Origin of the sequence: Caballeronia grimmiae (assembly GCF_000698555.1) — a bacterium.
In the GTDB taxonomy this organism is placed as follows: Bacteria; Pseudomonadota; Gammaproteobacteria; order Burkholderiales; family Burkholderiaceae; genus Caballeronia; species Caballeronia grimmiae.
The window spans coordinates 18,454-34,817 of record NZ_JFHE01000050.1 but is presented as its reverse complement, the minus strand read 5'-3'; the positions used below and the strand labels follow the sequence as shown (position 1 = coordinate 34,817).

At 63.4% G+C, this 16,364-nt stretch carries 12 protein-coding genes; 9 read left to right on the top strand and 3 right to left on the bottom strand.

Translation table 11 applies throughout. From position 1 onward, the window contains the following. The 9 genes from BG57_RS31995 to BG57_RS27760 form a co-directional block, all read left to right on the top strand. The coding region (locus BG57_RS31995; protein WP_174447250.1) for a membrane dipeptidase at nucleotides 1-134 on the top strand (134 nt) is incomplete at its 5' end. A 22-nt stretch (nucleotides 135-156) separates the two neighbouring features. After that, nucleotides 157-699, top strand: a complete 543-nt coding sequence (locus BG57_RS27795; RefSeq protein WP_035970111.1) for a DUF5943 domain-containing protein — start codon at nucleotides 157-159, stop codon at nucleotides 697-699. A gap of 45 nt (nucleotides 700-744) precedes the next feature. Then, a complete protein-coding gene (locus BG57_RS27790) occupies nucleotides 745-2,808 on the top strand; it encodes an NADH:flavin oxidoreductase (RefSeq protein ID WP_035970110.1) in 2,064 nt (687 codons plus the stop codon). 12 nt (nucleotides 2,809-2,820) lie between these two features. Continuing rightward, complete coding sequence (locus tag BG57_RS27785) at nucleotides 2,821-4,734, top strand: (Fe-S)-binding protein (RefSeq protein WP_035970109.1); 1,914 nt, start codon at nucleotides 2,821-2,823, stop codon at nucleotides 4,732-4,734. Nucleotides 4,735-4,737: 3 nt separating this feature from the next. Next, nucleotides 4,738-5,901 (top strand): electron transfer flavoprotein subunit alpha/FixB family protein, encoded by a 1,164-nt coding sequence (locus BG57_RS27780; RefSeq protein ID WP_035970108.1) that lies wholly within the window; start codon nucleotides 4,738-4,740, stop codon nucleotides 5,899-5,901. Then, entirely contained in the window at nucleotides 5,898-6,656 is a 759-nt protein-coding gene (locus BG57_RS27775; RefSeq protein ID WP_035970107.1) for a drug:proton antiporter, read from the top strand. The genes BG57_RS27780 and BG57_RS27775 overlap by 4 nt, the downstream gene beginning before the upstream one ends. A 69-nt stretch (nucleotides 6,657-6,725) precedes the next feature. Next, entirely contained in the window at nucleotides 6,726-8,021 is a 1,296-nt protein-coding gene (locus BG57_RS27770) for an aromatic ring-hydroxylating oxygenase subunit alpha (RefSeq protein ID WP_035970118.1), read from the top strand. Nucleotides 8,022-8,044: 23 nt separating this feature from the next. After that, nucleotides 8,045-9,223: an FAD-binding oxidoreductase gene (locus BG57_RS27765; protein ID WP_075583223.1), complete on the top strand. Its 1,179-nt coding sequence runs from the start codon at nucleotides 8,045-8,047 to the stop codon at nucleotides 9,221-9,223. Nucleotides 9,224-9,330: 107 nt separating this feature from the next. Next, nucleotides 9,331-10,185 (top strand): glycine betaine ABC transporter substrate-binding protein, encoded by an 855-nt coding sequence (locus tag BG57_RS27760; protein WP_035970104.1) that lies wholly within the window; start codon nucleotides 9,331-9,333, stop codon nucleotides 10,183-10,185. A 66-nt stretch (nucleotides 10,186-10,251) separates the two neighbouring features. Here BG57_RS27760 and purU read toward each other — a convergent pair whose 3' ends face one another. From purU to BG57_RS27745, 3 genes are all read right to left on the bottom strand, one after another. Further along, the gene (purU, locus tag BG57_RS27755; RefSeq protein WP_035970103.1) at nucleotides 10,252-11,127 is read right to left on the bottom strand and encodes a formyltetrahydrofolate deformylase; all 876 of its coding nucleotides are present in this window, start codon (nucleotides 11,125-11,127) and stop codon (nucleotides 10,252-10,254) included. Nucleotides 11,128-11,368: 241 nt separating this feature from the next. Continuing rightward, nucleotides 11,369-12,403: a glycosyltransferase family 2 protein gene (locus BG57_RS27750; RefSeq protein ID WP_229754027.1), complete on the bottom strand. Its 1,035-nt coding sequence runs from the start codon at nucleotides 12,401-12,403 to the stop codon at nucleotides 11,369-11,371. A 224-nt stretch (nucleotides 12,404-12,627) separates the two neighbouring features. After that, the gene (locus BG57_RS27745; protein ID WP_035970102.1) at nucleotides 12,628-15,696 is read right to left on the bottom strand and encodes an acetoacetate--CoA ligase; all 3,069 of its coding nucleotides are present in this window, start codon (nucleotides 15,694-15,696) and stop codon (nucleotides 12,628-12,630) included. Nucleotides 15,697-16,364 lie beyond the last annotated feature (668 nt).

Genomic DNA, 16,364 nt, shown 5'->3' with positions numbered 1-16,364 from the left:
AAGGCATTCGCACGATCGGCGAGTTTCCGAATCTGACCGCCGCAATGCAGCGCGCCGGGTGGAGCGAGTCGCGCATCAAGAAGGTGATGGGCGAGAACTGGCTGCGCGTATTCGGCGAAGTGTGGCACGTCTAAACAATCAATAAGGGAAACCGCGATGCAACCGCAACTGCCTATCGACGTCGACGCGCAAACCGGCGTCTGGACCACCGACGCGCTGCCGATGCTGTACGTGCCGCGCCATTTCTTCACGAACAACCACGTGGCCGTCGAAGAAGCGCTCGGACGCGAGACGTACGCCGAGATTCTCTACAAGGCGGGTTACAAGTCTGCGTATCACTGGTGCGACAAGGAGGCCGCGAAGCACGGCATCGCTGGCATGCCGGTGTTCGAGCACTACCTGAAGCGTCTTTCGCAACGCGGCTGGGGTCTCTTCGATATCGTCGAATCGGACCCGCAAAGCGCAATGGCGCGCATCCATTTGCGTCATTCGTCTTTCGTGCTCGCGCAGCCGGGCAAGCAGGGCAAGCTCTGCTACATGTTCGCCGGATGGTTTGCGGGCGCGATGGACTGGGTGAACGACACCGCACCCGACAGCACGAAGAAGGGTCCGCGCTCGCGTTCCATCGAAACGCAGTGCGCGGCGGAAGGCCACGACCATTGCGTGTTCGAAGTGTCGCCGATCCAGCTTCACGCATAGCACGCACAGCAAGCATTAGCGCATATCAATTCGAGGTCTCCCGTCATGCGTTACCCGAACCTTTTCAAGCCACTCACGCTGAACAAGCTGACCCTGCGTAACCGCATCGTCAGCACCGCGCACGCGGAGGTGTATGCAGAACCGGGCGGCTTGCCCGGCGACCGCTACATCCGCTATTACGAGGAAAAGGCGAAGGGCGGCGTGGGACTCGCCGTCTGCGGCGGATCGAGCCCGGTGTCCATCGACAGCCCGCAAGGGTGGTGGAAGTCGGTGAACCTGTCGACGGACAAGATCATCGATCCGCTCGCGCGCCTCGCTGAAGCGATGCATCGTCATGGCGCGAAGATCATGATCCAGGCGACGCACATGGGCCGCCGCTCGGCATGGCACGGCGAGAGCTGGCCGCATCTGATGTCGCCATCGGGCGTGCGCGAGCCGGTGCATCGCGGCAACGCGAAGATCATCGAAATCGAAGAGATTCGCCGCATCATCGAAGACTTCGCGGCCGCTGCAAAGCGCGTGAAGGATGCGGGCATGGACGGCATCGAGATATCGGCGGCGCACCAGCATCTGATCGACCAGTTCTGGAGCCCGCGCACCAACTTCCGTACCGACGAATGGGGCGGCTCGCTGCAGAACCGCCTGCGTTTCGGTGTCGAAGTGCTGAAGGCCGTGCGCGAAGCGGTCGGCGCGGACTTCTGCGTGGGCCTGCGCATGTGCGGCGACGAGTTTCACGAAGACGGGCTCGATCACGAGCAACTGAAGGAAATCGCACAGGCGATGGCCGAAACCGGCCTTATCGATTACATCGGCGTGATCGGTTCGGGCGCGGATACGCACAACACGCTCGCCAACTGCATGCCGCCGATGGCGCTGCCGCCCGAACCGTTCGTGCATCTTGCGGCGGGCATCAAGTCGGTGGTGAAGCTGCCGATCATGCACGCGCAAAGCATCCGCGATGCGGGCCAGGCCGAGCGCCTGCTCGCGAACGGCATGGTCGATCTCGTCGGCATGACGCGCGCGCAGATTGCCGACCCGCATATGGTCATCAAGATTCGCGATGGCCGCGAGGACGAGATCAAGCAATGCGTCGGCGCGAACTACTGCATCGACCGCCAGTACAACGGGCTCGACGTGCTGTGCGTGCAGAACGCCGCGACTTCGCGTGAAGCGACGATGCCGCATGTCATCGAGAAGTCGCGCGGGCCAAAGCGCAAGGTCGTCGTCGTCGGGGCTGGCCCGGCGGGACTCGAAGCAGCGCGCGTCGCGAGGTCGCGTGGCCACGACGTTGTGCTCTTCGAGAAGAACGATTACGTCGGCGGGCAGATCATGCTCGCGGCAAAAGCGCCGCAGCGCGAGCAGATGGCGGGCATCGTGCGCTGGTTCGACATGGAAACGAAGCGCCTTGGCGTGGACCGCCGTCTCGGCGTCGCAGCGGACGACAAGGCGATCATGGCCGAGAAGCCGGACATCATCGTGCTCGCAACGGGCGGTTCGTCGTTCACGGATCAGGTGCCCGCATGGGGCGTCGATCAGGGACTCGCCGTGAGTTCGTGGGACATTCTTTCGGGCAAGGTCGAGCCGGGCAAGAACGTGCTCGTTTATGACGGCGTGAGCACGCATGCGGGCGCGGGCGTCGCGGATTTCATCTCGTCGCGTGGATCGAATGTCGAGATCGTGACGCCCGATGTGAAAGTCGCGGACGACGTCGGCGGCACCACGTTCCCGATCTTCTATCGACGCCTCTATGCGCAAGGCGTCATTCACACGCCGAATTACTGGCTCGACAAGGTGTACGAGGAAGACGGCAAGAAGATCGCCGTGCTGCGCAACGAGTACACGGAAGAGCAGGAAGAGCGCGCGGTGGATCAGGTCGTGATCGAAAACGGCAGCACGCCCAACGATGCGCTGTACTGGAAGCTCAAGTCCGAGTCGCTCAATCGCGGACAAGTGGACGTGCACAAGCTCTTCGCGTCGGAGGCGCAGCCGTGCCTGTCCGAAGAGCTCGGCAACGGGCGATTCCTGCTGTTCCGCGTCGGCGACTGCATCTCGATGCACAACATCCACGGCGCGATTTACGACGCGCTGCGTCTTTGCAAGGACTTTTGAGGGCATTGCGCGATGAATCCCGTGTTTGTCATCACCGTCTTGCTGTGGGCCTCGGTTGCGGGCCTCGCCTTCGCCACCATGAGGCGCGCGGCGTACTGGCGCGAAGGGCGCGCGACCGTTGCGGGCGCTTATGGATGGGGCAATCTGCTGACCATCCCCAAGCGCTATTTCGTGGACCTGCATCATGTCGTTGCGCGCGATCCGTATATCGCAAGAACGCACGTCGCGACAGCGGGCGGCGCGATCCTCGCGATGGCGCTCGTGTTCCTCAACTACGGCCTCGCGATCTATTCGCCGTGGCTCGACAAGGCGATCTTCGTCGCGGCGCTCATCATGTTCGTGGGCGCGGTGTTCGTGTACCGGCGCAGGCACGGCGCGAAGGCGGTGCCCGCGCGTCTGTCGCGTGGACCGTGGGACAGCCTGCCGCTTCTGCTCGGCTCGTTCGCGCTAGGCCTCGCGTTGTTCATGCTGTTGCCCGCAACGTGGATGTCCGGTGCGCTCGCGATCATCGTCGCATTGCTGATCGGCGCGGGCGCCTACACGATGACGTTCGGCGCAGCGCGCGGCGGACCGATGAAGCACGCGATGGCCGGTCTCCTGCATCTCGCGTTTCATCCGCGGCAGGAGCGCTTCAAGGCGAAGCACGATCAGGACGTGGTGCCGCCCACGGCACTGAAGATGCCCGTGCTCGATGCGAAAGAGTATGGGGTCGGCAAGCCAATCGAATTTCGCTGGAACCAACTGCTGAGCTTCGATGCATGCGTGCAGTGCGGAAAATGCGAAGCCGCATGCCCCGCGTTTGCATCGGGTCAGCCGCTCAATCCGAAGAAGCTGATTCAGGACCTGGTGACGGGCATGGTCGGCGGCACCGATGCCGCGTATGCAGGCAGTCCCACGCCGGGCATTCCGGTCGGCAAGCATGCGGGCGCGCCGGGCAAGCCGCTCATCTCGAGCATGATCGAAGCCGACACCATCTGGTCCTGCACGACGTGCCGCGCTTGCGTGCAGGAGTGCCCGATGCTGATCGAGCATGTCGATGCGATCGTCGACATGCGCCGCAACCAGACGCTCGTCGAAGGCAACGTGCCGGGCAAAGGCCCGATCACGCTCGCGAATCTGCGCGAGACGGGCAGCGCGAACGGCTACGACATCGGCGCGCGCTACGACTGGTCCGTCGATTTGCAGGTGCAGGTCGCGCAGCCGGGCCGCATGGTCGACGTGTTGCTGATAGCAGGCGAAGGCGCGTTCGACATGCGCTATCAACGCACGCTGCGTGCGTTCGCAAAGGTGATGAACAAGGCGGGCGTCGATTACGCGGTGCTCGGCAGCGCGGAAACCGATACGGGCGACACGGCTCGCCGTCTCGGCGATGAAGCCACGTTCCAGCAATGCGCCGCGAAGCTGATGGACACGCTCTCGCGCTATTCGTTCAGGCGCATCGTGACGGCCGACCCGCACGTGCTGCATAGCCTGCGCAACGAATACCGCGCGCTCGGCGGCTTCTACGAAGTGCAGCATCACACGGCGTTCATGGCGGAACTGGTCGCGAGCGGCAAGCTCACGCCGAAGGCCGCGGCGGTGCTCGCCGACAAGAAGATCACGTATCACGACCCCTGCTATCTCGGCCGCTATAACGGCGAAACGGAAGCGCCGCGCAAGCTGCTGAAGACCATCGGCATCAAGGTGGTGGAGATGGAGCGTCACGGCATGCGTGCGCGTTGCTGCGGCGGTGGCGGCGGTGCGCCGTTGACGGATATCCCCGGCAAGCAGCGCATTCCGGACATCCGCATCGGCGATGCGAAGGCGACGGGCGCGGAAGTGGTCGCCGTCGGTTGCCCGCAATGCACCGCGATGCTCGAAGGCGTGGTCGGTCCTCGTCCCGAAGTGCTCGACGTGGCGGAGCTGGTCGCCGCAGCGCTGGAGTAACGCATGAACACGATCAAACGAATCGATCCGCGCCGGCCTTTCGTCGTCACGACGGCAGGACTCAGGCGCATCACGCTCGGCGAGATCGGCACCGGCGCGATGCTCGACTTTGCTTCGACGCATGCCGCGCATCACGAAGCGGTCAAGCCGCGCCGCACGACGAAGCCCGCGCGCCGTGCCTTGCTCGTCGCGGCGCACACCGATCGCGGCGCGCTCGACGATCACGCGCGCCAGGCGCTCGCCGCTGCCGCCTTGCTTGCGGACGATGAAACCGAAGTCGTGCTGATCGCGTTCGGCGCGTTCAGCGATGATGCTGCATCGCTCGGTGCGGACCGGTATATCGAACTCGAAGCGTTCGATCGCCGCCGCTATGCGCCCGATGATGAACTGCGCGCGCTTGCGGCATGCGTCGCGGCGTTTGCGCCCGCGCATGTCTTCATGCCGGACAACGCAACCGGCGATGGCGACCTCGGCCGCCGTTACGCCGCGCACGCGGACGCCAGCATCGCCACGCATGTCGTCGAGCTGGATGCGTCGCATGTTGCTTCTTATGCGCAGGCGGGCCGTGCAGTCGCCTCACGCGCGTTGCCCGATGTCGTTCTGCTCGCGCCGAACGCCGTGGATGCGAAGCTGCCTTTCGTCGGCGCCGGCGAGCGCGTGCAGAGCGAAGGCATCGTGCCCGCTGCCGTCGAGAGCGCTTACGTCGATCTTGGCATCGAAGAAATGGATGCCGCGCAAGTCGCGCTCGAAGAAGCGGACTTCATCATCTCGGCGGGCAACGGCGTGACCGATATCCCCGCGTTCGAAGCGTTGGCCTCGACGCTCGGCGCGGCGATCGGTGCGAGCCGTGTCGCCGTCGATGACGGCAAGTTCACGCGCGACAAGCAGATCGGCGCGACCGGCAAGACCGTCGAAGCAAGCGTTTATATCGCGTTCGGCATCTCGGGCGCGGTGCAGCACTTGCAGGGCATCAAGGATTGCCGGCATGTGATCGCCGTGAATCTGGATGCGAGCGCGCCCATAGCCAAGCGCGCGAATCTCACGATCGTCGCGGATACGCAAGAGACCATCAAGGCGCTGACCGATGCAGCCGCCGCCGCGCGTGCATCGCGTGCGAACGGGGCGTCGATCGTCGAAACATCGCTGGCGGAAGGAGCGTTCGCATGAAGATCGCCGTACTCGTATCCGTGGGACGTCATCCCGTGAGCGGCACGGCGCGCTATAGCCGTAACGATGCAGCGGCGCTCGCCATCGCCCTCGATATCGCGAAGCAACACGGCGCGCAGCTCGACGTGCTGCATGCCGGCGATCCGGGCAGTCCCGCGCTTGCCGAATATCTCGCACTGGGCGCACCGCGCGTCGAAGTGCTCAACACATCGGGCGATGCCTGCGCCGCGCTCGCGCAACGTCTCGCAGACTATGACCTCGTGATGACAGGCACGCGTGCGGAAGGCGCATTCGATAGCGGCACGCTGCCCTACAAGCTCGCGGATGCGCTGAACGTTGCGCTCGTCGGGTCCGCAGTGGATGTCAGCGTGACGAACGAAGGCGTCGAAGTGCGGCAGTTCATGCCGAAGGGCTTGCGCCGCGGCGTGCGGGTGCAGCTGCCGGCGCTCGTCGCGGTTCATCCGCTGGCGAACGCCGCGCCGCGTTATGCGTATGCGCGCATGAAGGAAGGGCGCGTCGCGCCGGTCGCGGCCAACGCGCCGGTGGACAAGGAACAGAGCGCGTGGACGCTCGGTCCTGTCACCGCGAAGCCGAAGCGCCTCGCCGCGCCGGAGAAGCGCACCGGCCACGCACGCATGCTCTCCGCGACGACGACGGAAAGCCGTGGCGGCAGCGTCGTAATTGAAGGGAGTTCCGTCGAAAAAGCACAAGTGATTCTGGCGTATTTGCGCGAGCATCAACTCGTCGACTACTGATTTCGACGGCAGCAGGCGGGCAGACAAACGGGCACAACAGCGGGCCAAAAAGCGATGCAGGAGCACACGATGAAAGTTTCGGCAGACGTTCGCGCAATGATCGAACGCCGCAAGAAGGGCTATACGCTCGAAGCGCCGTTCTACACGAGCGAAGAGATTCACGCGCTCGATATGAAGGCGATTTTCGGGCAGCACTGGATTCAGGTTGCGGTGGAACCGGACGTGCCCGAGCCCGGCGATTACACGACGATCGATATCGGCGACGATTCGATTCTGATCGTGCGCGACGACGACATGCAGATCCGCGCGTTCCATAACGTGTGCCGTCATCGCGGCGCGCGCCTGTGCAACCAGGAGAAAGGTTCGCTCGGCAATATCGTGTGTCCGTATCACAGCTGGACGTATAGCCTGAACGGCGATCTCATGTTCGCCGAGCACATGGGCGACCAGTTCGACCGCTGCAAGCACAGCCTGAAGAAAGTCCATTTGGAGAATCTCGCGGGCCTGATCTTCATCTGTCTCGCCGATGTACCGCCCGCCGATTTCGCCGTCCTGCGCGAAGCGATGGAGCCGTATCTCCTGCCGCACGGCCTGAAGGATTGCAAGATCGCGGCGAGCGTCGATCTCGTCGAAAAGGGCAACTGGAAGCTCACGATGGAGAACAATCGCGAGTGCTATCACTGCGTCGCGAACCATCCCGAACTGACCATTTCGCTCTATGAATACGGCTTCGGCTATCAACGCTCGCCCGCGAATGAGGAAGGCATGGCCGCGTTCGAGCGCACCGTCGTGGAACGCGCGAAGCAATGGGACGCGATGAACCTGCCGTCCGCTGAAATCGAGCGCCTGTCTGATCTCGTCAGCGGCTTCCGCACGCAACGCCTGCCGCTCGATCGCGATGGCGAATCGCAAACGCTCGACGCGAAGGTCGCCTGCAGGAAGCTGCTGGGCGGCTTCGAACGCGCGGACCTGGGCGGACTTTCGTTCTGGACGCAGCCGAATTCGTGGCATCACTTCATGAGCGATCACATCGTCACGTTCAGCGTGATCCCGCTGTCCGCCGGCGAAACGCTCGTGCGCACGAAGTGGCTCGTGCACAAGGATGCACGCGAAGGCATCGATTACGACGTCGACAATCTCACGGCCGTATGGCGCGCGACCAACGAGCAGGATCGCACGCTCGTCGAGTACTCGCAGCTCGGCGCGGCCAGCAGCGCGTATCAGCCGGGCCCGTACTCGCCCTATACGGAAGGGCTCGTCGAGAAGTTTTGCGAGTGGTACATCGGGCGGCTGGACAGCTATGCGAACACGCCCGACGAGCAACTCGCATCGCATGGCGAGAAAATCGTTTCCTTCATGCGCTAAGCGCGTTAGAGAGGCACATCATGATGCGCGATCAGGCCACGTTCGAGCCGACCAAGAGCCGCGTGACCCAGCCGAAGTTCTGGGGCGCGCTGCCTGCGCGCTGGAATAGCGACGTCGACGACACGCTCGTCTGCTGTCATGTGCGGCAGGAAACGCATGACGTGAAGAGCTTTTTCTTCAAGGCGCCCGATGAACGCGCGTTCGTGTTCGAGCCGGGGCAGTTCATCACACTCGAACTCGATATCGACGGCGAGCCAGTCAACCGCTGCTACACGATCTCTTCCGCGCCGACGCGCCCGCATACCATCTCGATCACGGTAAAGCGCGTGCCGGGCGGAAAGGTGTCGAACTGGCTGCATGACAACGTGGTTGCAGGGGCGCGCGTGCGTGTGCTCGGGCCATCGGGCGAGTTCACGTGTGCGCGGCATCCGGCGCGCAAGTTTCTGTTTCTGTCGGCGGGATCGGGCATTACGCCGCTCATGTCGATGAGCCGCGCGCATCATGAACTGGGCGACGATGCCGACATCGTGTTCGTGCACAGCGCACGCACGCCGGACGACATCATCTTCGCGCGCGAGCTCGATCTCATCGCATCGAATCATGCGAACTTCCGCACCGCGTTCGTTTGCGAGCGCGTCGGTGCGCGCACGAATTGGCCTGGAATCACGGGGTTTTTGAGCTTGCCGCTGCTCAAGCTGATTGCACCGGATTATCTCGATCGCGAAGTGTTCACGTGCGGTCCCGCACCTTATATGCAAGCGGTGCGCAATCTGCTCGATGAGGGCGGCTTCGATCGCAAGCACTATCACGAAGAGAGCTTCTCGTTCGAAACGATCGCTGAGGTCGCATCGCAACTGACGACCGCGCATGTCGCCGATGCCATCGCCGCCGATAGCCAATTCGTCGAAACCAGCGACTTCGCGCCCGCGCCCGCCGACACGACGTACATGGTCGCGTTCGCCAAGAGCCGGCGCGAGATCGAATGCGGCAGTGGCGAGCACGTGCTCGACGCCGCGAAGAAAGCGGGCGTGCGATTGCCGTCGTCGTGCACGCAGGGCATGTGCGGCACGTGCAAGGTGAAGCTCGTATCCGGCGAAGTCGCGATGAAGCATGCGGGCGGCATTCGTCAGCGCGAGATCGATCAGGGCATGGTGCTGCTATGTTGCAGCAAGCCACTGAGCGATCTCGTCGTCGACAAGTAGAAACCAGGCGTCGTTTCTTGACAACTGGATGTCGCAAAAGCGCGTTACAGCACTATTCTGGCTGGCGATTCTGAGTGCACGGCGTGGGGCCGCAAAGGGGAAACCATATGAAAGCGATGAGAAGACTGTTCGTGCTGGGCGCGGTGAGTGCGGCCCTTGCAGCGAGCATGGGGGCAAGCGCCGATACGAAGCCGACTATCAAGATCGGCTACGTCGAAGGCTGGGACGACAGCGTGGCGACGTCGAACGTGGCGGCGCGCATCATCGAGAAGCGGCTTGGCTATCAGGTGCAACTCGTGCCGGTCGCCGCGGGTGTCATGTGGCAAGGCGTGGCGCGCGGCGATCTGGATGCGACGCTGTCCGCATGGCTGCCGGTCACGCATGGCGCGTACTGGAACAACTTCAAGTCGAAGGTCGTGAATCTCGGTCCGAACTTCAACGACGCGAAGATCGGGCTGATCGTGCCTGAGAACGCCGATGTATCGAGCCTGACCGATCTCGAAGCGAAGAAGGCGGAGTTCGATTCGCGCATCGTCGGCATCGACGCCGGTGCGGGCGTCATGCAAAAGACGAGCGAGGCGATCAAGGCCTATAACCTCGATTACAAGCTGATGCCGAGTTCGGGCAGCGCGATGACGGCGGAACTGGCGCGCTCGGAAGCAGCGAAGAAGCCGATCATCGTGACGGGCTGGAAGCCGCACTGGATGTTCGCCAAGTACAAGCTCAAGTTCCTCGAAGACCCGAAGAAGGTATTCGGCGAAGCGGAGCATGTCGACAGCGTCGTGAATCCGGAACTGGAAAAGAAGGCGCCGCCGGTGGTCGCGTTCCTGAAGAAGTTCCAGTGGAAGCCGGGCGAGATCGATAGCGTGATGCTCGCGACGCAGAACGGCGAGAAGCCCGCCGCAGCCGCCGATGCGTGGATCAGCTCGCATGGAGACCGGGTGGATAGCTGGGTCAAGTAAGCCGGGTTGCAGGCTTAGCGATGAAGAAAGCGCCGCTTTTCAGCGGCGCTTTCGCGTTTGGGAGACTCAACGCAACACCACCGTCCTCTCACCATTGATGAACACGCGCCGCTCGACGAACGCCTTTACGGCGCGCGCCAGCGTGATGCATTCGACATCGCGCCCGGTCGCAAGCAAGCGGTCGGGGCTATACGAATGATCGACCCGTTCCACTTCCTGTTCGATGATCGGGCCTTCGTCGAGATCGTCGGTGACGAAGTGAGCCGTCGCGCCGATCAGTTTGACGCCGCGCGTATGTGCCTGATGGTAGGGCTTCGCACCCTTGAAGCCCGGCAGGAACGAGTGATGAATGTTGATCGCACGCCCCGCCAGCTTGCGGCTCGTATCGCCGGAGAGAATCTGCATGTAGCGCGCGAGGATCATCAGTTCCGCGCCTGACGTATCGAACAGATCGAGCAGGCGGGCTTCCTGTTGCGACTTGGTATCCGCGGTAATCGGCAAGTGATGGAAGGGCAGGCCATGCTGCTGCGCGAGCGGCGCGAGGTCCGTATGGTTCGAGCCGATGCCCACGATATCCATCTTCAGTTCGCCCATGCGCCAGCGGAACAGCAGATCGGCGAGACAGTGCTCGAGCTTCGACACCATGATGAGCACTTTCGGACGCACGGCGAGATCGTGAATCGCCCAGGTCATCGAGAAGCGCGCGGCAATGGATGCGAACTCGCGTTGCAGCATGTCGAGGTCGAGCGTTTCGTCGCGCCTGGCGGCATGAAAGACGCAGCGCACGAAGAAGCGTTCGCTGAGGTCGTCGTCAAACACGGTGAGTTCGTCGATATAGCCGTGATGCCGCTCGAGAAAGCCGACGATGGCGGCGACCTGTCCGGCCGCGCTCGGACACGCGACGGTAAGCACCAGTTGATTGAGGCGTGATTCGGCTGACATGCGTGGCTCCGTCCAGAGAAAGCGTCGCCGCAATCGGGCGAGCGTGCCGCTAGTAGAGCAAACGCCGCGCAACGGCGATAGAAGCGATACGCCTCGCAGCTAGTACGAAAGCGTCAACTCATCATGCAGCCGGTGATGGACGGCGCGTGCGACGTAATTGACGTAGCCGGAAATGCAACGAGCGCCGCGAACGGCTTGCAAGCCGTCGGCGGCGCTCGTCGTGAAGCGAGCAACGCTCCGTTTAGAACGTGAGCTGATCGAGCGCGTCGCGCGTCGCGGGGGCAACGAAGTGACGAATGGACTGGATTTGCGTCGCGTCGAGGAGCTTGTTGTCCTGATAGATGCCGAGCATCTTGCGCATCCGGTCGAGAAGAATTCCGTGGACGATGGAGACGTCCTGCCCCAAGTCGACAGCCTGGGTGATCACGAGACGGTTGATCGCGCTGACGATGGCGAGCGGTTCGTCGGACGAGTTCGGATAGGTGTTGAGGAACGGGATGACGACGCGTTCGATGGCGCTCGGGTCGAGGTCGGGGTACCAGAGCGCAATGAGGCGGCGGCGCATCGTCTGAAGCCACGGAGCGGCCACGTCGCCCCGGCTGCTGGTGAAGCTGCCGCGATGCGCCCTGTGCTCGGTGAGCACTTCGTCGACGTTCTCGAGCTGGCCGCCCGCCGCCATGACCGATGCCAGATAGTCGAGGTCCTCGGCGCTGCGGGCGGCGTCGTCGAACCGGATGCCATGCTTGCGCACGAAGGAGCGCCGCACCATCAGCGTGCCGCCGCTGATCGTATTGACACCGTCGAGCAGGCGAGCCTTGATGTTGGCGTCACCCCGGGCGCAATAGGCGATGCCGGCCGGAGCGTCGCCGAACACGCTGGCGTGGGAACCCGCTGCGGCCAGACGGTCGTTTTCCCTGAAGGCGGCGACCTGTGCGGCAAGCCGGTGCGGGATCAGGCGGTCGTCCGAATCCACGCGCGCGATGAACTCGCCCTGCGCCGCGTCGAAGCCGGCGTTCGATGCGGTGCTGATGCCCTCGTTGCGGTCGAAACGGATGAGGCGGATGCGGCTGTCGTCGCCGGCGGCTTCGCGGGCGGCGGACAGGGTGTGGTCAGCGGAGCCGTCGTCGACGACGATGAGCTGCCAGTCTTCGATTGTCTGACACCGGATCGAGGCGATCGCTTCGCCGATGAACGATTCTGCATTGAAGGCGGGAATGACGACAGTGACGAGGGGCGAGGATGACAAGGCGGTCTCGGGCGTTGACGGATTGAGCATGGCCGGCAACTCAGCGAACGGAACAGCGATGGTGCGGGCGGCGTGGCGCAGCAGTCCACTGCGCCGATTCCGAATCTCTGGATGCGGCTTTTTTACAGATTCCGAGAGTATGCGGAGGCGCCCAGCCGTTTCCTATCGGGCTTGTCTGAATTCGGGCGAATCGGATCAGCCCGGGAATGCCGGCGCGCCCGCAGGGCGGCCGGACATGGGCAAAGCTTGCGGCTTCAGATGCCCGCGAGCGCGTTCGTCAGGGCGAGCGCAACGGTAAGAAGCTGCGGTTCGACGACGAGATCGTTATGCCGGCCTTCCACCTGCATGATGCGCAAGCCCTGCTTCGCGACGCGCCGCCATACCGGCAACGGATCGCCGCGATCGTCTTGCTGGATCGATGCGCGCACATAAACGATCGGTCCGCCGAGATAGCGGCGCGGCTTGTAGGTCGTCATCGCGACGCGCATCGACTCACGCACGAGCATCAGCGGCGGCGGCAGGCCGCGCGTTTCGGGACCGGGGCGCTGCGCCGTCTTGCCGAGACGCATGCGTACCCGATCCCTCATCGCGAGTGCCTTGCCGCGCACGTACGCAATGCGCTCGCGCGTGCCGAGCGCCCGGAACTCGCGCATCCGGTAGGCGATCATGCTGGCCTGATAGCGCGCCCACGCGGTGAGCGGCAGACAGCGCTCGTGCACATAGGTATCGAGCAGGCAGAGCATTTCGATTTGCTCGCCGGCCTTCACGAGTTGCTGCGCGATCTCGAACGCAACCAGCCCGCCGAACGAATAGCCGACGAGCGCATACGGCCCGCTCGGCTGCACGCCGCGCATGCGCAGCACGTAGGCGCGCGCCATGTCCTCGACGCTGCGCTGCGGCGCTTCATCGCCATCGAGGCCGAGCGCCTGCAGGCCGTAGACCGGACGCTCACTTTGCAGCGTGCCGGCGAGCGTCAGGCATTCCATCACGGAGCCGGTGATGCTGTGGACCATGAAGAGCGGCCGTCCGCGCCCGGCGCGCATCTGCACCAGCGACGAGCTTTCGGCGCTCATGCTCGGATCGGCGGCGATGACGGCCGCGAGCCGCGCGATCGTCGGGGCGACGATGAGCGTGGCGATCGGCAGCGTGCGGTTCGTCGTCCGCTTGATGTCGGCCAGCATGCGCGCCGCGAGCAGCGAGTGCCCGCCGAGTTCGAAGAAGTTGTCGTCGCGGCCGATCGGCGAGAAGCTGAAATACTGCTCCCACAGCGCGCAAAGATACGCCTCGATGCTCTCCGCCGATTCGCCCGGCGCGGGCAAGTCGGGCTGCGCGCGCGCGAGCAGCGGATGTTCGCGAATGCCATCGAGACAATCCGGATTCGCGAGCGACGACACATTGCGCGCGGGCAGGCCGTTGACGGCATCGCGAGCGGCGGCTTCGGACGGCTTGCCGTTGTGCGTGACCGGCAAGCCGCCGACCTGCACGATGACATCCGGCACGAGCGCCGCCGAGCCGTGCCGCGTGAGTTCGCGCCGGATGCGGATGGCGAGCGTCGCGTTGAGATGCTCGCCTTCGCGCAGCACGAGCAGCAGCACGATGCGCTGGCCGCCCTCGCCGGCGCGCGGGCCGGTTTGCGGCACGGCCATCGCCTGACGAATCTCGTGCACTTCGCTCAAAATGCGGTAGATCTCGCCGGGGCTCACGTTGATGCCGCGCACGTTGAGCACGCCGTCGCTGCGGCCGTGCAGACGCGCGCCGCCGTCCGGCGAAAACTCGATGACGTCGCCATGCGTCCAGACGCCTTCGTTCTCGGCGAAATACGCCTTGTGAAAGCGCGAGCCGTCCGTGTCGCCGAAGAAGCCGAGCGGGCGCGACGGAAACGGGTTGGTGCAGACGAGCTCGCCCGGCATGTTCGTCTGCACGCCATGATCGAAGGCCTGCACGTTCAGGCCGAGCGTCTTGCACTGCGCTTCGCCGGCATGAACGGGCAGGTTGGGATTGCCGAGCACGAAGCAGCCGATGATGTCCGTGCCGCCCGATATCGACTGCAGCTGCAGCGGCTTGACGTGCCGATGCACCCATTGGAATTGCGTGTCGTAGAGCACGGCGCCGGTCGACATCATCGCGCGCAGGTCGGACAGGTCATACAGCGTGCCGGGTTCGAGCCCCGCGTCCTCGCTCATTTTCAGGTAGGCGGGACTCGTGCCGAACACGGTGACATGCTCGTTCGCGACGATGCGCCACAACGTGTCGACGGCGGCCACCGGCCCGTCGTACGTGACGATCTGCACGCCCGACGCGAGCGCCGACAACTGCCAGTTCCACATCATCCACGAGCAGCTCGTGAAGAAGAAGAGCTTGTCGTCGGGTCCGAGATCGCTATGCAGCCGATGTTCCTTCACATGCTCGATCAGCGTGCCGCCCGCGCCATGCACGATGCACTTCGGCTTGCCCGTCGTGCCCGACGAAAACATCACGAAGAGCGGATGGTTGAACGGAAAGCGCCGCCACGCGAACCGCGCCGGATCGCCGTGCTCGATGAGTTCGCGCATCTCGTGCTGACGCGTCGTGACCGTGCTCGGCAGCGGCGTTTCGTCGAGGCACACGATGTCGGTGAGCGTCGGCAACGCGGCGGCCACGGCGGCGACGTGCGCACTGAGCGCGCCGGCCGTATCGAACGAGCGCTGCATCGTGTGCGCGAACAACATGCGCGGCGCGAGCGGCGCGAAGCGGTCGAGGATGGCCTGCACGCCGTTTTCGGGCGCTGCGGTGGAAAGCGTCGCGCCGAGCGAGGCGACGGCGAGCGCGGCGGTGATCGCTTCGGCGTCGTTGCGCATGATCGCGACGACGCGGTCGCCCGGCTTAAGCCCGAGCTCGCGCAAGGCCTGCGCGAGCCGTATGACGCGCTCGCGCAATTCGCCGCGCGTGTAGGCGACGCGGCCGCCGTCGGCATAACAGGCGACGAGCGCGATCGCGTCGTCGGGCGCGATGCCGGGGCCGAGAAGATTCTCCGCGTAATTCAGTTCGACATTCGGAAAAAAGCGGGCGGTTTCGATTTCATCGCCGGTACAAACGGGTTCCGCGATACCCGACCATTCGAGTCCTTCGGCCGATTCGAGAAAGGATTTCCAGAACTGGCGATATTCGCGAGCGGTGTAATCGTGCAAAGCGGGGTAATCGGCGAAGCGCTCTCCGGTTTGCTTTTCGAAGTCTTCGATAAAGCGTGTCATGCGTGAACGCGATACGCGTTCCGGCGCCGGCGCGTAGAGGGACTGTCGCAAATAAAACTGCGCACTCTCCCGAATGGCGTTTTGACGTTCCATCGTTTGAAGCACCTGTGATTGCACGGGGTTATGAATTTGTAATGTGCTCAGCGACAGGCTCCGAAAATCTCTCATTTTCCGGTGGTGCGCGAAATCGCCGGAGGCAGTTTCACTTCCTCGGTAGTCAGAGTACCGCGAGGTAAAGCGCCGCAATGTGCGCATTACCACAAAAGGCCGCGTGGCAACAGGCAAGAATGCCCTTGCAATTTGAGTTAAATATATGCTTCGACGCGCGAGGCGTAGCAATAAGTACTCGTGCGGATATGCTGAGCATATCAATCAGCGTTAACCAGCGTGGCGGACAACGCGCTCATTCTTTTAGATGAAGCATACAGGGATAAGTTAAATCAGCGTCTGTTCGAAACAACTGAAGATATATAACGGCTTTCAACGGGACGCGGCAATTGCGCCCTGAATTTTAGCAAAGCTGTTCGTGGGCGCAATTTGAAACTGGCGTCGGAATGCAGTGCCTTTTCTGTGTCTCGCCGATGACGTTCGTAAACGGAGGGATTATTGGCAATTTCAATTAGGAAATGCCTGATGCGCGATGACCGCGGTGTATCGCGACGAATGGTTGGCCTACGGCGGCCATTTACTGTATCGCCACCCGATGCGTGCATGGCCCGCATCGGGCGTCGTTTATCCAGGCGACCTTAAGCAAGCAAGCT